Annotated in this window: 16 protein-coding genes; 5 read left to right on the top strand and 11 right to left on the bottom strand. The window is 63.3% G+C overall.

The features are described 5' to 3' along the window. Positions 1-108: 108 nt before the first annotated feature. A complete protein-coding gene (locus tag AC07VY_RS03475; RefSeq protein ID WP_495096310.1) occupies positions 109-1,299 on the bottom strand; it encodes a phosphoglycerate kinase in 1,191 nt (396 codons plus the stop codon). A 129-nt stretch (positions 1,300-1,428) separates the two neighbouring features. On the opposite strand from AC07VY_RS03475, the gene AC07VY_RS03480 reads away from it, so the two are divergent. Both AC07VY_RS03480 and AC07VY_RS03485 read left to right on the top strand, forming a co-directional pair. Further along, positions 1,429-2,022: an RNA polymerase sigma factor gene (locus AC07VY_RS03480; RefSeq protein ID WP_495096311.1), complete on the top strand. Its 594-nt coding sequence runs from the start codon at positions 1,429-1,431 to the stop codon at positions 2,020-2,022. 19 nt (positions 2,023-2,041) lie between these two features. Next, the gene (locus AC07VY_RS03485) at positions 2,042-2,824 is read left to right on the top strand and encodes an anti-sigma factor (protein WP_495096312.1); all 783 of its coding nucleotides are present in this window, start codon (positions 2,042-2,044) and stop codon (positions 2,822-2,824) included. Positions 2,825-2,836: 12 nt separating this feature from the next. Here the strand turns inward: AC07VY_RS03485 and AC07VY_RS03490 are convergent, their stop codons facing one another. From AC07VY_RS03490 to def, 4 genes are read right to left on the bottom strand one after another with little or no spacing between them, the layout of a single operon-like run. Further along, positions 2,837-3,175 (bottom strand): AzlD domain-containing protein, encoded by a 339-nt coding sequence (locus tag AC07VY_RS03490; protein ID WP_495096313.1) that lies wholly within the window; start codon positions 3,173-3,175, stop codon positions 2,837-2,839. After that, a complete protein-coding gene (locus tag AC07VY_RS03495) occupies positions 3,172-3,906 on the bottom strand; it encodes an AzlC family ABC transporter permease (protein ID WP_495096314.1) in 735 nt (244 codons plus the stop codon). The genes AC07VY_RS03490 and AC07VY_RS03495 overlap by 4 nt, the downstream gene beginning before the upstream one ends. Continuing rightward, positions 3,906-4,871: a methionyl-tRNA formyltransferase gene (gene fmt / locus AC07VY_RS03500; RefSeq protein WP_495096315.1), complete on the bottom strand. Its 966-nt coding sequence runs from the start codon at positions 4,869-4,871 to the stop codon at positions 3,906-3,908. The genes AC07VY_RS03495 and fmt overlap by 1 nt, the downstream gene beginning before the upstream one ends. Then, entirely contained in the window at positions 4,871-5,392 is a 522-nt protein-coding gene (gene def, locus AC07VY_RS03505; RefSeq protein ID WP_495096316.1) for a peptide deformylase, read from the bottom strand. The genes fmt and def overlap by 1 nt, the downstream gene beginning before the upstream one ends. 271 nt (positions 5,393-5,663) lie before the next feature. Between def and AC07VY_RS03510 the strand changes: the two genes are divergently transcribed. From AC07VY_RS03510 to AC07VY_RS03520, 3 genes are read left to right on the top strand one after another with little or no spacing between them, the layout of a single operon-like run. Continuing rightward, a complete protein-coding gene (locus tag AC07VY_RS03510) occupies positions 5,664-6,878 on the top strand; it encodes a LysM peptidoglycan-binding domain-containing protein (RefSeq protein ID WP_495096410.1) in 1,215 nt (404 codons plus the stop codon). A gap of 11 nt (positions 6,879-6,889) precedes the next feature. Continuing rightward, positions 6,890-8,035, top strand: a complete 1,146-nt coding sequence (gene dprA, locus AC07VY_RS03515; protein WP_495096317.1) for a DNA-processing protein DprA — start codon at positions 6,890-6,892, stop codon at positions 8,033-8,035. 45 nt (positions 8,036-8,080) lie between these two features. Beyond that, entirely contained in the window at positions 8,081-8,584 is a 504-nt protein-coding gene (locus AC07VY_RS03520) for a Smg family protein (protein ID WP_495096318.1), read from the top strand. A 22-nt stretch (positions 8,585-8,606) separates the two neighbouring features. Here the strand turns inward: AC07VY_RS03520 and AC07VY_RS03525 are convergent, their stop codons facing one another. The 6 genes from AC07VY_RS03525 to AC07VY_RS03550 form a co-directional block, all read right to left on the bottom strand. After that, complete coding sequence (locus AC07VY_RS03525) at positions 8,607-11,039, bottom strand: DUF1631 family protein (protein WP_495096319.1); 2,433 nt, start codon at positions 11,037-11,039, stop codon at positions 8,607-8,609. A gap of 14 nt (positions 11,040-11,053) precedes the next feature. Next, positions 11,054-12,004: a protein translocase subunit SecF gene (secF, locus tag AC07VY_RS03530; protein WP_495075609.1), complete on the bottom strand. Its 951-nt coding sequence runs from the start codon at positions 12,002-12,004 to the stop codon at positions 11,054-11,056. Positions 12,005-12,016: 12 nt separating this feature from the next. Next, positions 12,017-13,897 carry a protein translocase subunit SecD gene (secD, locus tag AC07VY_RS03535; protein ID WP_495075608.1) on the bottom strand — a complete coding sequence of 627 codons (1,881 nt, stop codon included), beginning with the start codon at positions 13,895-13,897 and terminating at the stop codon, positions 12,017-12,019. A gap of 27 nt (positions 13,898-13,924) precedes the next feature. Then, positions 13,925-14,260: a preprotein translocase subunit YajC gene (yajC, locus tag AC07VY_RS03540; RefSeq protein ID WP_495075607.1), complete on the bottom strand. Its 336-nt coding sequence runs from the start codon at positions 14,258-14,260 to the stop codon at positions 13,925-13,927. 195 nt (positions 14,261-14,455) lie between these two features. Further along, a complete protein-coding gene (locus AC07VY_RS03545) occupies positions 14,456-18,004 on the bottom strand; it encodes an indolepyruvate ferredoxin oxidoreductase family protein (protein WP_495096320.1) in 3,549 nt (1,182 codons plus the stop codon). Further along, positions 18,001-18,156 (bottom strand): hypothetical protein, encoded by a 156-nt coding sequence (locus tag AC07VY_RS03550; protein ID WP_495096321.1) that lies wholly within the window; start codon positions 18,154-18,156, stop codon positions 18,001-18,003. Before AC07VY_RS03550 ends, AC07VY_RS03545 begins: the two co-directional genes overlap by 4 nt. Positions 18,157-18,212: the final 56 nt, after the last annotated feature.

Below are 18,212 nucleotides of genomic sequence, written 5' to 3' on the forward strand. Positions count from 1 at the left end.
AAGTCAAGTTTCAGTGTATTGCGAGCGAGTAGAACACCACCATGTGTCCGCATTGTGAAACTCCACCCCGGTATTCAAAAATACCGGGGCGGTTGGCGCATGCGCAGATCAGGCTGCGCGTTTTTGCAGGATTTCGAAGGCCGGCAAGGTTTTGCCTTCCAGGATTTCCAGGAAAGCGCCGCCGCCGGTGGAGATGTACCCCACCTGCTTTTCAATGCCGTATTTGGCGATAGCGGCCAGGGTATCTCCACCGCCTGCTATAGAAAACGCAGCACTTTCAGCGATCGCACGGGCGATGGTTTCGGTGCCATGGGCAAATGCGTCGAACTCGAACACGCCCACCGGACCGTTCCAGACGATGGTGCCCGCAGCCTTCAGCTGGGTCGCCAGGGCGGCAGCGGTTTGGGGGCCAATGTCCAGGATCAGGTCGTCATCTGCCACATCGGTCGCGGCTTTCACCGTAGCCACCGCATCAGCGGAGAAGGCCTTGGCCGTCACTACATCGACCGGGATCGGCACAGCGGCGCCACGGGCCTTCATGGACTCGATCACGGCCTTGGCCTGGTCCACCAGATCGGGTTCGGCCAACGACTTGCCGATCTTCAGGCCGGCGGCCAGCATGAAGGTGTTGGCGATACCGCCGCCCACGATCAACTGGTCGACCTTTTCAGACAGGCTCTTCAGAATGGTCAGCTTGGTCGACACCTTGGAGCCCGCCACGATGGCCACCAACGGACGTTGGGGATGGGCCAGGGCCTTGGTGATGGCGTCGATTTCCGCAGCCAGCAGCGGGCCGGCGCTGGCGATCTTGGCGTATTCGGCGATGCCGTAGGTCGTACCCTCGGCACGGTGGGCGGTGCCGAAGGCGTCATTCACGAAGATGTCGCACAGGGCGGCCATCTTCTTCGCCAACTCGGGGCTGTTCTTCTTTTCGCCGACGTTGACGCGGCAGTTCTCCAGCAGCACCACCTGGCCGGGGGCGACCGTGACACCATCCACCCAGTTGGCCAGCAGCGGCACTTCACGGCCCAGCAGCTCACCCAGGCGCTTGGCCACCGGAGCCAGCGAGTCCTCGGGTTTGAACGCACCTTCGGTGGGGCGGCCCAGGTGCGATGTCACCATCACCGCAGCGCCAGCGGCCAGCGCCATCTGGATGCAGGGCACGGAAGCACGGATGCGGGTATCTTCGGTGATGGCACCGTTATCGTCCTGCGGCACGTTCAGGTCGGCACGGATGAAAACACGTTGGCCAGAGGCTTTGCCTTGGGCGCAGAGATCGGAGAAACGGATGACGTTCATGGCAGTGCTGGGTTGGTTGTGAAAAAAGTCGCGTGGCGCATTCTAAAAGCCTGCCTGCATCCAATATGCAATTTGCCGCGTATCCACCGCTAGACTGCATCCAGCATTTCCGCCTGACACTGTCGCCCCATGAACGCCACTGCCCTGTCCCATTCAACCAACCCGGACCATGCTTTGATGGTCTTGCTGGACCGCATTGCAGCCCAGGAGGCGCCCGCGCTCAAGGAGCTGTACGCGCACACCTCGTCCAAGCTCTACGGACTGGCGATGCGGGTCGTGGGCAAACGGGAATGGGCCGAGGACGTGCTGCAGGAGGCGTATATGACCATTTGGCGCTCGGCCGGTAGCTACCGGGCGTCGCTGAGCCCGCCCCTGGCCTGGATGGGCCTGATCGTGCGCAGTCGTGGACTGGACTTTTTGCGCCGCCGCACAGCAGACCGAAGCAACATCACCCAGGAGCTGGACGAAGTCATGGCCGACACGCTGGACGGCGAAAACCCCAACCCTATGGACACGGCCCAGGCCAGCCAGCAGGCCTGGGCGCTGCACCAATGCATGACGCGCCTGGACAAGCGCCAGCGCGAGCTGGTCAGCCTGGCCTATCTGCGCGACCTCAGCCACAGCGAACTGGCGGAGCAGTTGCGCCTGCCGCTGGGCTCGGTGAAGAGCTGGATACGCCGTGGATTGGAACAACTGCGCATCTGCATGGCACGTTTTGCCTGAGTCGCCTGAGAACTGGACCATGCATCTTCCCCAACACCCCGAACTTCTGGACCGCCTGGCGGCCAGCTACGCCCTGGGCACTCTGCGCGGAGGCGCGCGCCGCCGCTTTGAAACCCTGGCGCGCGAGCAGGCACCCGTACGCGCCGCCGCGCTGATCTGGCAGTCCCGCCTGGGCAGTGTGGCCGAACTCCAGCAGCAGGCTCCACCGGCAGCCGCCGTCTGGACGCGCATAGACAATCTGCTGCGCGCCGAACAGGAGCAACAAGCCATGCGGAACGCTCGCATCCCCGCCGCAACGCCAACAGGCCCCGGCGGCTGGCTGCGCAATCTGCTGCTCTGGCGCGGCGCCACTTTTGCCGGGGTTGCTGCAGCGGCGGTGGCCGTAGTGGTGGGTCTGAACCAGCAGCAACACCTGACCGACCAGATCGCATCCCTACAAACGCAAATACGGTCCGCACCGCAAATCGAGTACGTGGCGGTACTGCAAGACAACGCCGCAGCCGCATCCATGCTGGTGACCTTCGACCCCAAAAACCACAAGCTGGTGTTGCAGCGCGTGGGCAACTTCCAGGAAGCCGGCGACAAATCTCTTCAGCTGTGGGCTTTGCCACCGGCGGGCAGCCCGCGCTCCTTGGGCGTACTGGGGCGCGACAAGCTGCTGCAGCTGACGGCCGGCGAGGGCGATGTAAAGGAAATCCCCACCCTGGCCATCAGCCTGGAGCCCAAGGGCGGTGTACCAGGACAGGGGGGGCCCACCGGCCCCGTGCTATTCAAAGGGTCATTGATTCAGAAGGTGATGTAGCACCGCTGGGGTTTACCAGCCCAGGCCCAGATGCAGCGGCAGATACACGGCCATGCCAACCACGATGGTCAGCAACACGTCGCGCCGCCAGAAATACAGCAGCGCGCCGGCGACCGCGCCAAAAACGCGGGCGTCCATCCAGGTAGTGATCAGATGGCCTTGCGCCATCACGATCTCGGGTAGCACCACGGCCGACAGGGCGGCTATCGGCGCATATTGCAAGCCCCGCAGCATCCAGGCTGGTAGGCTCCAACTCTTGCTGGACAGGAAGAAAAAGCAGCGCGCCAACACGGTCACGCAGGCCAGGCCGCAGATGATGGCCAGGGTATGGAAGTCGATATCCGCATTCATGCGGCGGTCCCGACAGGTGCTGGGCGCAGTTTCTCCGCCCCCAGGCAGATCAATACCGCCACCGCAATTGCCACCACGATATTCAGCTTGAACGGCAGGGCATAGGCAACCACCGCCGCAATCGCAGCCACCGCCGCCGACAGCAAACGCAAGCGTGTGGTTGCCAGCGAGCACTGTATGCCCAGCAAACACAAAATCCCGGCAAAACCCAGCCCCCAGGCGGTGGGGATGAAGTTGGCCAACACCACGCCGACGATGCTGGGCAGCATCCAGCTGACCCAGGTGACGCTATTGCTGCCCGCCAAATAAGCCTCCTGGGCGCGCCGCCCGGCGGCGTCCGTCGCCGGGTGCTGGAAGCGCCGGGTGAACAGCACGTAGGTCATGTCGGTGGTCAGGTAGCCGTGGCTGATGCGTTCCAGCCAGGGCAGATGTGCCAGGTAGGCCCGCAGGTGCAGGCTGAACACCACGAAGCGCAGGTTGACGCAAAACGCCGTGGCCAACACCACCCAGGCCGGCGCGCCGGCAACCAGCAGGGGCGTGGCCGCCAGCTGAGAACTGCCCGCAAACACGGTCAAGGCCATGAACAAGGCCTCCAGCATGCCCATACCGGATTTGGCCATGGCCACACCGGTCATCAGGCCCCAGGCCGCCATGCCGGGCGCCTGCGGCCACATTTCGGCAGCCCCCACCCGGAACTCGGCGTGGACGCGGTTCGCACGCTGCAAGAACATCAGGCGGCCACCGCCTCAAACGCCATGCCCAGCTGCAGATCGGCCCCGCGCAGGAACTCGGCCACCGGCAGGCGCTTGCCGCCCGGGCGCTGCAGTTCATGGATATTTACTACAGAATTCATAGCTACCACCGCAATGTATTCCTGCGCCAGAGTACAAATTGACCCACAAGCCTGGCCCGCGGGCGCAGGTGCATTCGACACCGAGGCCGACCAGACCTTCAGGCTCTCGCCGCCCAGCAGCGTCGCCGCGCCGGGGAAGGGGTTGAAGGCGCGGATACGGCGAACAATGGTCTGTGCGCTTTGCGTCCAGTCGATCGCGGCTTCGCGCTTCTCTATCTTGTGGGCGTAGCAAACGCCCTCTTCCGGCTGCACTGTACGAACCAGGGCAGGCTGCTGCGCCAGCGCCTGCACCACCATACGTCCGCCCAGCGCGGCCAGCTTGTCGTGCAGGCTGCCGGTGGTATCACTGTCCAGAATGGGCAGGGACTCGACCAGCAACATATCTCCGGTATCCAGTCCGGCATCCATCTGCATGATGGTCACGCCGGTAACGGTATCGCCCGCCTCGATGGCCCGGTGGATAGGCGCCGCGCCGCGCCAACGCGGCAACAGGCTGGCGTGGATGTTCAGGCAACCGGTGCGTGGCAGGTCCAGCACCCACTGGGGCAGGATCAGCCCATAGGCCACCACCACCATCACGTCGGCCTGCGCGGTCTGCAACAAGCGCTGGGCTTCGGCCGCATCTTCGGGGTATTTACCATCCAGGCGCAGACTACGCGGCTGAGCCACGGGAATGCCATGGGCTACTGCATGCTGCTTGACCGGTGAGGCCTGCAATTTCATGCCCCGGCCTGCGGGGCGGTCCGGCTGGGTCAGCGCCAGCACGACCTCATGGCCCGCCGCCAGCAAAGCCTCCAGGGCCACCCGGGCGAATTCGGGCGTGCCCGCAAAAATGACGCGCATCAAGCTACGTCCGACTTGCCCAGCGTGCGCCGAGTCTTGAGCATCTTGCTCTTGATGCGATTGCGCTTGAGCGGCGACAGGTATTCCACAAATACCTTGCCCTTCAGGTGGTCCATCTCATGCTGGATGCACACGGCCAGCAGGCCCTCGGCCTCGATGGTGCGCAACACGCCCTCGCCGTCCAGAGCCGACACCTTGACCTGGGTGGAGCGCTCCACCCCGTCGTAGATACCCGGCACGGACAGGCAGCCTTCGTCGTTCACCACGCGCTCTTCGCTGGCCCAGACGATATCCGGGTTGATCAGCACCAGGGGCTCGTTGCGCTCTTCGGACACGTCGATCACGACCAGGCGCTCGTGCACATTCACCTGGGTAGCCGCCAGGCCGATGCCATTAGCGTCGTACATGGTTTCAAGCATGTCCTGGATCAGGGAGCGGATGCGCGCATCCACCGCAGCAACCGGTCGTGCTAAGGTGTGCAGCTTGGGATCTGGATATTGGAGAATTGAAAGTAGCGCCATGGAATCTCACCGAAAATGTCGAAGACATGCTGAAAGCCAGGCTGAAGAGCCCGGGGCTGTCCAGTCTGGCATTCGGCATGTCGTGTGTCGCTATTTTCGCTACTTTTAGGATATGGGGAGCGGCCCCTGCCGGATATTCGTTGCCCAAGCAGGGGCTTGGGCGCAGAATCGCGCGTAATTTGTCTAAGTTTTCCGTTATGCAAGGGAGCCGCTCCATCCGGGGCAGCAACCCATCAAACGGGCATTTGTGGTGCAACAACATATGAAATACATGATGGCGGGAGTGGGGGCACGTTGGGCCTTGGCATCGACGGGAATGGCGCTCTGCGCCGGCATGCTGGGCACCACGGCACAGGCACAGAACTACCCCATTTCACCCACCCAGCAGGCCACCGCCAACGAGGTTGCCCAGGCGGGCGTGCCGCTCAGCGCTCTGGCCCCCAATGCTCCGGACCGCTACACCGTAAAGACCGGTGACACGCTGTGGGCCATTTCTGGCCTGTTCCTGACCAGCCCCTGGCGCTGGCCCGAACTGTGGGGCATGAACCAGCAGGAAATCCGCAACCCGCACCGCATCTACCCCGGCCAGGAACTGCGCCTGGTGAAGAAAGATGGCCGCGCCCTGCTGCAAGCCGGCGCGGTACCGACCGGCGACGTGGCCCAGACCGTGCGCCTGTCACCGCGCACGCGCAGCGAGCTGCTATCGGACAACGCCCTGCCTACACTCAAGACCCATTTGATCGAGCCCTTCCTGGCCGAACCACTGATCATTGACGCCACCACGCTGGAGCTAGCCCCCCGCATCGTCGCCACCCAGGAAGACCGTGTGCTGCTGAGCCGTGGCGACCGCGCCTATGCACGCGGCCCGGCCAATGCCCCGCTGAGCGACGCGCGCGGCAAGCCGCTGAACTTCCGCGTGTTCCGCAATGCCACCCCCCTGCGGGACCCTGGCACCCAGGAAATCCTGGGTTACGAAGCCCAGTTCGTGGGCAAGGCCGCACTGCTTTCCAGCGAAAGCACGCTAGTCTCCAAGGACAAGGACCGTGACGGCAAACCGCTGCTGGATGTCGTCCCCGCCAGCCTCGACATCGTAGCGACCAAGGAAGAGATCAGCACCGGTGACCGCCTGGTACCCGAACCCGAGCGTGAGCTGCTGAATTTCGTGCCGCGGGCGCCCTCCAGTGTTGTGGACGGCCGGATTGTCTCGGTCTATGGCAGCGCTGTGACCAATGCGGCGCAGAACCAGATCGTGGTTATCAACCGTGGTACCAAGGACGGCATAGAGCGCGGCCATGTGCTGTCCCTGCTGTCCGACGGCCCGCGCATGCAGGACAAAACCGACCCCAGCAAAACCGACATCAAACTGCCCGACGAGAACAACGGCCTGCTGATGGTGTTCCGCCCCTTCGAGCGGCTGTCCTATGGGCTGATCCTGCAAATCAAGTCAGGCGTCAAGATTGGTGATCGCGTAACCACGCCGCACTAAGCACAGCACGCATGGAGCGGGAAGAACTGGCGGCATGGCTACGCCTGGTGCTGACACCGGGCATAGGCAACGAAACCGCACGCCGCCTGCTGGCTGCCTATGGCCTTCCCCAGGACGTTTTCACACAGTCCCGCGCCGCGCTGGAACAATTCGTCACCCCGGCGCAAGCCAAGGCCTTACAGCTGCCACCGCCCGATGCCGTAGCCCAACTCGAAAGCACCGAAAACTGGCTGGCACAGGCCGACCCGGCCCAGGGCCAGCGCGCCGTCATCACCCTGGGGGACGCCCTCTACCCGGAATCGCTGCTGGCCATGGCCGACCCGCCGCTGCTGCTGTTTGCCCTGGGCCGCATCGACCTGTGGGAAACCGTCAGCCAGCGCAGCATCGCCATAGTCGGCAGCCGCAACCCCACAGCCCAGGGCGAAACGCATGCCCAGCAGTTTGGCCAGGCTTGCGCACAGGCAGGCTGGACCGTCGTGTCCGGCTTGGCGCTGGGTGTAGACAGCGCCGCCCACCTCGGGGCACTGGAGGGCGCACACGCCGACCAACTGGCCACGGTGGCGGTAGTCGGCACCGGCCTGGACCGGGTCTATCCCAAACGCAACCTGGCACTGGCTCACCGCATTGCCCGGCATGGCGTATTGCTCAGCGAGTACCTGCTGGGCACACCGCCGCTGCCGGCCAACTTCCCCAAGCGCAACCGCCTGATCGCCGGGCTGACGCAAGGTACGCTCGTGGTCGAGGCCGCGCTGCAGTCAGGTTCGCTGATCACCGCCAGGCTGGCAGCCGAACAAGGTAAAGAAGTGTTTGCGATTCCCGGCTCCATCCAGTCGCCACAGGCCCGCGGCTGCCATGCGCTGATCAAGCAAGGCGCCAAGCTGGTGGAGAACATTCAAGACGTGCTGGAGGAGCTACAACCCCAGATTGCTTCCAAAACCATAGCTACCAGCACAGATGGAACCTGCGTCGCAGAGGAAAATGATGCAGAAGATTCTCTGCTCAACGCGCTAGGTTACGACCCAGTCAGCCTGGACGCATTGGTGGCACGCACGGGCATGGATACCGCCAGCCTACAGGTTCAGCTGCTGGAACTGGAACTGGACAACCGCGTCGCGCGTCTGCCGGGCGGGCTATTCCAGCGTATGGCTGCGGCCTGATTGCTCGCGCCGTCGCGCGGCACCGATCTGCGCTATATTGGGTCCATGTTTGAAGTACTTGTTTTCGTTTATGAGAACTACTGGCGGGGCGATGCCTGCCCCGAAGCCCCCCTGCTGGAGCGCAAGCTGAGCGCGGTGGGTTTTGCTGCAGACGAAATCGCCGAGGCCATGCGCTGGCTGGATGGTCTGCAACTGGCCGCAATGGGCACAGACCCGGCCCTGATCGCCCGCACGCCGGGCACGCTGACCAACTTGCCACCCACCGTTTCGCCCACGCTCGACAGCATGCGCATCTACTCCGTGGCCGAACAAGACAGGCTGGGTGCAGACTGCCTGGGTTTCATCCGCTTTCTGGAAGATGCCGGTGTGCTACCAGCGGCCATGCGGGAAATTGTGCTGGACCGTGCCATGGCCACAGGCGATAACCCTGTGTGCCTGGACGACCTGAAAATCATCATCCTGATGGTCTACTGGAGTTTTGGCGAAGAACCCGACGCCCTGGTGTTGGACGAACTCTGCGACGACGCATCGGAGCGTATCGCGCACTGACTGCCCGCGTGGCGCCTCGGAATTAGGCCAACAGGCGTTCAGGATTAGCGTCCAGCTTGTTCAGGGCGTCGCGGGTGGCGCGCAAGGTCAAGGTCTCATCTTCCTGCGGCACTAGCAGGCCAGCCTGCAGATAAGCCGCCAGGCGACGCGCCTGGATCAAATAGCTATGCCCGTCCATGGAGGCAAACAAATGCAGTTGCTTGCGCTCGCTGCGCCAGGCAAATTGCACACGGTTGACTTGGCGGTTGTGGTCCAACACAAACCAATGGCCCAGTTGCAGCTCTTGCGCCCAGGCCAACATGGCCTCACTGGGCTTGGAGCCGCCATCGGCAATCACATCGATGCTGGAGGCATCCATGCCCAGCATCATTTCGATATTTTCGGCATCCAGCGGCAGGTCACCCAGATCGTCGTCGCTGAAGAAATCTTCCAGATTCGCCAGGTGTACCGACATGGCTTCCAAGCGCGACTGCGGAATGGCCTCGGTCTTGGACATGAAGGCGTCGGCCAAGGTATCGCTGATACGCTTGATATGCCCTTCCTGCGCGGCCGTATCCAAGCCCAACAGACCCATGCCCTGGCGCAGGCGCTGCAGCAGCATGGGTAGGCTCTGGATTACACGTGCGCGGTCGGCCCGGTTCGGCTTGGCGCTGGCCGACCAGACCAGCTCTGAGGCCGCCTTCTTCAAAGCCACGGTTTCCTCATGCTGCCGGCCGTTGCGTACAGCAGCCATGGCCAGAGCCTCGGCCCAGACCTTGAACAGGAACTCGCGGATCTCCTCGCGCACCGGCATGTCCTTGAGCATATTGCGCAGCTCAATGGTGTACTGGATGGCCAGAGTTTCTTTTTGCTCCACCTGCTGCGCCAGCGTCACCAGGCGCTGGGTACTGCCTTTTTCGGTCAAATGCTTGGACAGGAACAGGACGAATTCGTCGTAAACCAGTTGGAACACGCGCCGGCCCGTTTCAGGGTACTGTTCGATCACCTGCACCACGCGCCGAATCTCGGACTCCAGCGCGGTGCCGCCAATCGCGCTGGCATCAAAGCCCATGACGCAAGAACCCATACGGTCGATCAACTGGCGTGCCGGGTGATCCACCGTGCCAAAAAACTCGGGCTCGGCCAGCGCCACGCGCAATACCGGTAGCTGCAAACGGGCAAACCAGACGCGCGCCGACGGAGGTATGCGCTCTTCGGCCAGGATGCTCTGAAACATCAGGGCCACAATCTCAATGGTGGCCTTTTCCGAGGCGGTGGCGGCTTTTTGTTTAAGCTGGTTGGAGCGCTCGCGCAAAATGCCCGCAGCCTGGGAAACATCCGCCTGGCCATATTCGTAGCGGCCGGTGGACATCAGCCCAATAGGCAAGGGACTGGTACTGCCTCCATCTTCGGGGCGCGCCACGGCGCGCGCCAAAGCGGGTGAAATCGGTTGCGCCACCGTGGCATCAAAACCACTCACATGGTCACTCAACATGCGCTTCAAATGGCCCATGACGCCCTGGGCACGACGCCGCGCCCGCAACATGGGCGAAGCCACTGTCATCATGCGGGTTTCGTCCGCTGGATGGCGCCCACGCTGGACAGACCCCTGGTTATTCGCCCCACCGCCCTGAGCGGCGTTGCCTGGAACACCCTCAGTGCCAAACGGCCTCATGGGGGGAGTTCCTGGGCCACGGGCATTCGTGAATCCACCTCCGGAATAAGAAGACGGCGCAATTTGCATTCCGTCCCATTCGGAATCCTCATCTCCCGGGCGGAATTGCGGCTCCTTGGTGAAACGCGGGGCATCTGAAGCTGAACCGGAGGCCGTACGCTTCACCCGGCCCCGCAAATCTGACGTGACCTGCACGCCGCTGGACAACAAGAACGCATTGCAAGCCGCGTAGGCTGCCAGCAGATGCGTGCCAAGCTCACGTTGCAAGACGTCGGTGACCAGTAGCAATATATTGCGCGGCAGACCAGAGCCCGCCCATTGCTCAACCAGCCAGAGCATCAGCACCTCGGGACGCAAAGGGTCCTGCGCAGCGAGTTCGCCACGTCCTTCCAGCTGCTGGATGGCGGCACTGGCATTCGCATAGGGTTCGGCCAGTCGATCCTGGATGGACAGGGACAGACGCGATGCCAGTATCTTGTTCTCGACCACATCGTCGCCCATCAACTCGAACTGCATGGACGAGCTACGTACCGGCAAAGCCGGCGCCTGGGGTTTCAGAGCCTGGCGCCAGGCATTGGCTGTCGCCTGCTCCCACACGCGGCCCTGGCGCTGGAATGCGGTCCAGGCATCACGCCGTTCCTGCATCTCGCGTGCCGGGCGAACTTCCTCGATCAGGGCCGTCAACCGGGCGCCGACCACGCGTCCAGTGACCTCCAGGCCCTGACATGCCTCCGTGACAAAGCGCTCGCGCGCTGTGCGGGCGAGTTGCAGGTCAGCAGAAGAAGGAGCGGCTGCAGCCATACGTCAATAGCAGGTCAGACAGTCGCACCTGCGTTGGGATCGTTCGGATCTTCTTTCTTGGAGGACGACTTCACTAGATCTTCTCGCTGGATACCAAGCCACATGGCAATCGCCGCGGCCACGAACACGGATGAGTAAATACCGAAGCAAATACCAATAGTGAGCGCAAGCGCAAAGTAATGCAAGGTCGGGCCGCCGAACAGCAACATGGACAGCACCATGATCTGGGTCGAACCGTGGGTAATGATAGTGCGGCTGATGGTAGAAGTGATCGCGTTGTCGATCACCTGCATCGGCGTCATCTTGCGCATGCGGCGGAAGTTCTCGCGGATACGGTCAAAAATCACCACCGATTCATTCACCGAGTAACCCAGCACGGCCAATACCGCCGCCAGCACCGGCAACGAAAATTCCCACTGGAAGAAGGCAAAAAAGCCCAGGATGATGACCACATCGTGCAAGTTGGCGAAGATGGCCGCCACGGCAAACTTCCACTCGAACCGGACGGCCAAGTACAGCATGATGCCCACGACCACAAAGGCCAGGGCCTTCAGGCCATCCACCGCCAGTTCGTCGCCGACTTGCGGGCCGACAAACTCGGTGCGCTTGAGCTGCACCGATGCGTCTTCGGTTTTCAGCGCGGTCAGTACCTGGTCGCTTTGCTGGGCCGAGGTCACACCTTTTTGCACCGGCATGCGGATCAGCACATCCTGCGAGGTGCCGAAGTTCTGCACCTGCACATCCTGCAGGCCCAGGCCGGCCACCACCGTACGCACCTTGGTCAGGTCGGCCGGCTGGGAATAGCTGACCTCCATCAGAGTGCCACCAGTGAACTCCACTGACAAATGCAGGCCGCGCGAGAACAGGAAGAACACCGCCGCCACAAAGGTGAGGAAGGAAATGATGTTGAACACCAGCGCATGCCGCATGAACGGGATGTCGCGGTGGATCTTGAAAAACTCCATGGTGTCGCGTCCTTACTTGGCGTTGGTTTCAACGGCGGCATCGGGCCGCCACACGGTGCCGATGGACACGGTCTTGAGCTTCTTCTGGCGGCCATACCACAGGTTGACCAAGCCACGTGAGAAGAACACGCTGGAAAAGATACTGGTCGCAATACCCAGCACGTGCACCACCGCAAAGCCGCGCACCGGGCCGGAGCCAAATGCCAGCAGGGCGATACCCACGATTGCGCTGGTGATGTTCGAGTCCAGAATCGTCGCCCAGGCGCGGTCAAAACCGGCGTGGATAGCGGCCTGCGGCGAGGCGCCGGCACGCAGCTCTTCACGCACGCGTTCGTTGATCAGCACATTGGAGTCAATCGCCATACCCAGCACCAGAGCCATCGCCGCCATACCGGGCAAAGTCAAGGTGGCTTGCAGCATGGACAGCACGGCCACCAGCAGCAGCAAATTGAAAGCCAGCGCAATACTCGAGAACACGCCAAACAGCATGTAGTAGCCGCACATGAAGGCCGCCACGGTCAGGAAGCCCCACAGCACGCTGTGGAAGCCCTTGGAAATGTTCTCCGCACCCAGGCTCGGGCCGATAGTGCGCTCTTCGATGATTTCCATCGGTGCAGCCAACGAGCCGGCGCGCAGCAGCAACGCGGTGTCGCTGGCTTCCTGGGTCGTCATGCGGCCCGAGATCTGCACCCGGCCACCGGCGATTTCGGAACGGATCACCGGCGCGGTCACGACCTCGCCCTTGCCCTTTTCGAACAGGATGATGGCCATGCGCTTACCGATGTTTTCACGCGTCACATCCTTGAAGATGCGCGAACCTTTGGCGTCCAGCGTCAGGTTGACGGTGGGCTCCTGGGTCTGACTTTCAAAGCCGGGCTGGGCATCGGTCAGGTTTTCACCTGTCAGCACGACCTGCTTCTTGACGATCACCGGCTGGCCGCTGCGCTCCAGGTAGCGCTCATCGCCAAACGGTACGGCGCCATTGCCCACGGAGGCAGCGGCGGCTTCGGTGCTTTCGTCCACCAAGCGCACTTCCAGGGTAGCGGTACGGCCCAGGATGTCCTTGGCCTTGGCGGTGTCCTGCACGCCCGGCAGTTGCACCACGATGCGGTCCAGGCCCTGCTGCTGGATCACCGGCTCGGACACGCCGAGTTCGTTGATACGGTTGTGCAGGGTGGTGATGTTCTGCTTCAACGCCTGGTCCTGCACGCGGCGCGCGGCCTCGGGGCGGATAGTGGCGGTGAGCTTGTATTCGGTGCCGTCGGGCGCGTCGGTGGTGATCAGGTCGGGGAACTGGTCTTGCACCACGGCCTTGCCGGCGGCCAGGGTTTCGCTGTCGCGGAAGCGCACTTCGATGGCCTGGCCATTGCGGCTGATGCCGCTATGGCGCACATTCTTGTCGCGCATGCTGGAGCGCAGGTCGCCGGTCAGCGACTCGGCCTTCTTGCTCAGCGCGGCCTGCATGTCCACCTGCAGCATGAAGTGCACGCCGCCACGCAAGTCCAGGCCCAGATACATGGGCACGGCACGCAGTGCGGTCAGCCACGAGGGCGAACGCGACAGCAGATTCAGCGCCACCACGTAGCTGGCGTCGTTGGCATCGGGCACCAGCGCCTTTTGCACCACGTCCTTGGCCTTGAGCTGGCTGTCGGTGGAATCAAAACGGGCCTTGACCGAGTTGCCGTCGATCTCGACCAGCGTGGGCGCCAGACTGTTGGCAGCCAGGGCTTCTTGCACCTTGGCCAGGGTGGTGCTGTCGATCTTGACCGACGAGCGAGCCGCCGAGACCTGCACCGCGGGTGCTTCACCAAAGAAATTGGGCAGGGTGTAAATGGTCCCCACCAGTAGCGCGACCAGAAGGATCACGTACTTCCATACCGGGTATCGATTCATGATCGCGCTTGCGCTTCCAGCTTCTAATTATTTAACCGTGCCCTTGGGCAGGACTTGGACGACAGCGCTGCGTTGCAGCTGTACTTCAACGCCGTTGGCGATCTCCAGGCTGACAAAGCCGTCGCCCAGCTTGGTGACCTTACCCAGCAGGCCGCCGGTGGTGACGACTTCATCGCCCTTGGCCAGCGCGTCGATCATGGCGCGGTGCTCTTTCTGCTTTTTCATCTGGGGGCGGATCATGACGAAGTACAGCACCACGAACATCAGGATCAGCGGGAGCATGCCCGTAATGGACGACATCATGTCACCACCGGCGGCTGCAGCAGCGGGGGCAGTTTGGGCAAAAGCAGAGGAAATGAACACAAATGGCTCCAACTTCGAAATACAAAATAAAACCCGCAGGCAGGGCGCGACGAGCGCCGACCCGCCAGGCGAGGGCAACGCCGATTGTATGCGGCAGTATTGCCACGCCCAAACCGAACACAGGCTGGGCGTGTGCGGCCCAGGGATGCTATATTTAATATAGCTTACAGCGCACGTATTACCTGCGCCAGAGGCCTATTTTGCACTGGAGTTAAAAGCAGCCGTCTGCGCCACCCATTCAGCCCGGGCGGCCACCAGATGCCGCTGCTTGATGTGGCCATAGCCCCGGATGCGCTCCGGAACACGGGCCAACGCCAGCGCCGCCGCATGGTTGGCCGGCGCCAAAACCGGTAGCAGTTGGGCGATGCTGGCCCGGTATTCATCCACCAGGGCACGCTCGGCACGGCGCTCGGCCTGGTAGCCAAACGGATCGAACGGCGTGCCGCGCAGGCCTTTTAGCCGGGCCAGCCAGCGCAGCAGCAAGCCAGTGGCCGGGCCGAACTTGCGCTTTTGCAACTCGCCCTTGGCGTTCTTGCGCGACAGCAGCGGCGGCGCCAGGTGGTAGTGCAGACGGAAATCGCCCTCGAACTGCTCGCCAATCCGGGCCAGGAAGGCCGGATCGGTCTGCAGCCGCGCCACCTCATACTCGTCCTTGTAGGCCATGAGCTTGAACAGGTAACGGGCCACGGCCTCGGTCAGTGGCAGGCGCGAATCCAGCGGCTGCTCGGCCTGGCGCACCTGGGCAACGAAAGCACGGTAGCTGTCGGCGTAGGCGGCATTCTGGTAGCCCGTCAGGAACTCCACCCGGCGCTGGAGCATCGCGTCAAGCGATTCGCGCTGATGCCAGGTGATGGGCTGGGCAGGCGTCGCCACGCTGGCCGGGTCCAGCGCGGCGCGGCGCCCCCAGGCGAAGGCGGTCTTGTTGGCCTCCACCGCCATATTGTTGAGCTCGATGGCGCGCAGCAGCGAATCCAGCTGCAACGGTACCCAGCCCTTTTGCCAGGCGTAGCCCAGCAGCATGGGGTTGGCATACAGGCTGTCGCCCATCAGACGGTTGGCGGCGGCATCGAAGTCGAAGCTGCTCACCTCGCCAGCCCCCGCCGCTTGCAGAATGTCGGCCCCACAGGCCTCGCCGGGGTTGGTCCAGTCGGCGTTGTGCACAAAGGCCGCCGTGGGTGCGCTGTGCGTGTTCAACACCACCTGGGTACGGCCCGGGCGCATGCGCAGCAGGGTTTCCGCTGCGGCGGTGACCACCGGGTCGCAGCCCAAAATCAGGTCGGCCGCCGCCTGGCTCACACGGGTGGTGCGGATGCTGTCCTGCGTGTCGGCGATCAACACATGGCTCCAGGTGGCGCCGCCTTTTTGCGCCAGGCCTGCCGCGTCCTGGGTGACGATGCCCTTGCCCTCCAGATGCGCGGCCACACCCAGCAACTGGCCTATGGTGATGACGCCGGTGCCGCCCACGCCGGCCACCACAATGCCCCACACCGTGGCGGTGCTGGCCAATTGGGGCTCGGGCAACAGGCCGCCGCTGAAGGGCGATGCCGCCTGGTCGCCGCGCTTCTTGCGCAGCTGCCCGCCTTCCACCGTGACAAAGCTGGGGCAGAAGCCTTTCACGCAGCTCAGGTCCTTGTTGCAGCTGGACTGGTTGATCTGGCGCTTACGGCCAAACGGGGTTTCCAGCGGCTCCACGCTCAGGCAGTTGCTCTGGTCGCCGCAGTCGCCACAGCCCTCGCAGACCAGCTCGTTAATGACCACCCGCACCGCCGGGTCCACCAGGGTGCCGCGCTTGCGACGGCGGCGCTTTTCAGTGGCGCAGGTCTGGTCGTAGATGATGATGGTCGTGCCTCGGATCTCCCGGAACTCGCGCTGGATATCGTCCAGCAAGTCACGGTGCTTGACCTCCACGCCGGGCGCCAGCGCCACGCCCTGGTACTTCTCGGGCTCGTCCGTCACCACTACGGTTTTGATAGCACCCTCCGCAAGCACAGACTGCGCTATCTGCACAACCGAGTGACCTTCCGGGCGCTCACCGACCTGCTGGCCACCGGTCATGGCCACGGCGTCGTTGTACAAAATCTTGTAGGTGATGTTCACCCCTGCGGCAATGGCCTGGCGTATCGCCAACAGACCGCTGTGGAAGTAGGTGCCGTCGCCCAAGTTGGCGAAGATGTGTTGGTCGGTGGTGAAGGGCTGCTGGCCTACCCAGGGCACGCCCTCGCCGCCCATCTGGGTGAAGGCAATCGTGCTGCGGTCCATCCAGGTGGCCATGAAGTGGCAGCCTATGCCGCCCATGGCGCGCGAGCCCTCGGGCACCACGGTGCTGGTGTTGTGCGGGCAGCCCGAGCAGTACCAGGGCAGGCGGGCCACCGGCGCATGGCGCTGGCTGAGCGCGCGCAGAGCGCTGTCCTGCGCATCCAGCACGGCCAGGTGGGCGTCCATACGGGCAGCCACGTCGGCATCCACGCCTAGCTTGTGCAGCCGCTGGGCGATAGCGCGGGCGATCAGCGCGGGCGACAAGTCGGCATTGGCGCGCAGCAAGGTGTTGGCCGTGGGGTTGGCCATGGACCATTCCCCGCCGCTGAGGTCGCCTTCGGGCTCGTTGAACTTACCCAGCACATTCGGCCGCACATCGGCGCGCCAGTTGTACAGCTCTTCCTTGAGCTGGTATTCGATGACCTGGCGCTTTTCTTCCACCACCAAAATCTCTTGCAAGCCGGTGGCGAACTCGCGCGTCAGCTGGGCCTCCAGCGGCCAGACCACGGCGACCTTGTGCAGGCGCAGGCCGATGCGGCGGCAGGTTGCGTCGTCCAGGCCCAGGTCGAGCAACGCCTGGCGCGTGTCGTTATAGGCCTTGCCGCTGGCGATCACGCCGAATCTATCGTTCGGGCCCTCGATCACGTTGTAGTTCAGCCGGTTCGCGCGGATGTAGGCCAGGGCGGCATACCACTTGTAGTGCATCAGGCGCGCCTCCTGCTCCAGCGCGTGGTCGGGCCAGCGGATGTGCAGGCCGCCTGGCGGCATCACAAAGTCGGTGGGAATTTGGATGTCCACCCGCCCCGGGTCCACCCACACGGTTGCGCTGGACTCGACGATTTCCTGGATGGTCTTCATGCCGGCCCAGACGCCGGAAAAGCGGCTCATGGCAAACGCGTGCAGGCCCAGGTCCAGTATCTCTTGCACATTGGTGGGGAAGAACACCGGCAGCCCACAGGCTTTGAAGATATGGTCGCTCTGGTGCGCGGCGGTGGAGCTTTTGGAAATATGGTCGTCGCCGGCCACCGCGATCACGCCGCCCAAGGCCGTGGTGCCGGCCATGTTGGCGTGCTTGAACACATCCGAACAGCGGTCCGCGCCCGGCCCCTTGCCGTACCAGATGCCGAATACGCCGTCAAACTTGTTGGTACCCGGGGGGGAGAAGCCCAGCTGCTGCGTACCCCATACAGCGGTGGCGGCCAGCTCCTCGTTCACGCCGGGCTGGAACACGATGTTCTGCGCCTTGAGGTATTTCTCGGCCTTCCACAGCGCCTGGTCGTAAGTACCCAGCGGCGAGCCCCGGTAGCCGCTTATGAAGCCCGCCGTGTGGTGGCCGGCCTGCACATCGCGCAGCTGCTGCAGCATGGGCAGCTTGACCAGGGCTTGCACCCCGCTCATGAAGGCGCGCCCGTGGTCCAGGCGGTATTTGTCGTCGAGGGTGACCGTCTCCAGGGCCTGCAGAATGTGTTCGGGTAGCGGGGCGTTCATACCGTACCTCCTGGCTCGACGCCAAATTCCGTGCGTCCGGCTACGCCGCCCGCGCTGTATTTGTGCCTTCGGCGCAAGCCGCTATGCGGCTTGTCGTCCAGGGACGCGCTTTCCAGGGCCTTGCGGATGCTGTCGGGCAACGGTGCATTCATCGTGCTTGTCTCCAACGGAGTGGGCTCCGCTTTGAGAAAAAGTGTATGCCTGCATG

Source organism: Rhodoferax sp. GW821-FHT02C08, from assembly GCF_059421805.1.

Coding starts and splice junctions, on each gene's coding strand:
- AC07VY_RS03475 (WP_495096310.1), bottom strand. CDS start 1,299: ATGAACGTCATCCGTTTCTCCGATCTCTGCGCCCAAGGCAAAGCCTCT.
- AC07VY_RS03480 (WP_495096311.1), top strand. CDS start 1,429: ATGAACGCCACTGCCCTGTCCCATTCAACCAACCCGGACCATGCTTTG.
- AC07VY_RS03485 (WP_495096312.1), top strand. CDS start 2,042: ATGCATCTTCCCCAACACCCCGAACTTCTGGACCGCCTGGCGGCCAGC.
- AC07VY_RS03490 (WP_495096313.1), bottom strand. CDS start 3,175: ATGAATGCGGATATCGACTTCCATACCCTGGCCATCATCTGCGGCCTG.
- AC07VY_RS03495 (WP_495096314.1), bottom strand. CDS start 3,906: ATGTTCTTGCAGCGTGCGAACCGCGTCCACGCCGAGTTCCGGGTGGGG.
- fmt (WP_495096315.1), bottom strand. CDS start 4,871: ATGCGCGTCATTTTTGCGGGCACGCCCGAATTCGCCCGGGTGGCCCTG.
- def (WP_495096316.1), bottom strand. CDS start 5,392: ATGGCGCTACTTTCAATTCTCCAATATCCAGATCCCAAGCTGCACACC.
- AC07VY_RS03510 (WP_495096410.1), top strand. CDS start 5,664: ATGATGGCGGGAGTGGGGGCACGTTGGGCCTTGGCATCGACGGGAATG.
- dprA (WP_495096317.1), top strand. CDS start 6,890: ATGGAGCGGGAAGAACTGGCGGCATGGCTACGCCTGGTGCTGACACCG.
- AC07VY_RS03520 (WP_495096318.1), top strand. CDS start 8,081: ATGTTTGAAGTACTTGTTTTCGTTTATGAGAACTACTGGCGGGGCGAT.
- AC07VY_RS03525 (WP_495096319.1), bottom strand. CDS start 11,039: ATGGCTGCAGCCGCTCCTTCTTCTGCTGACCTGCAACTCGCCCGCACA.
- secF (WP_495075609.1), bottom strand. CDS start 12,004: ATGGAGTTTTTCAAGATCCACCGCGACATCCCGTTCATGCGGCATGCG.
- secD (WP_495075608.1), bottom strand. CDS start 13,897: ATGAATCGATACCCGGTATGGAAGTACGTGATCCTTCTGGTCGCGCTA.
- AC07VY_RS03545 (WP_495096320.1), bottom strand. CDS start 18,004: ATGAACGCCCCGCTACCCGAACACATTCTGCAGGCCCTGGAGACGGTC.
- AC07VY_RS03550 (WP_495096321.1), bottom strand. CDS start 18,156: ATGAATGCACCGTTGCCCGACAGCATCCGCAAGGCCCTGGAAAGCGCG.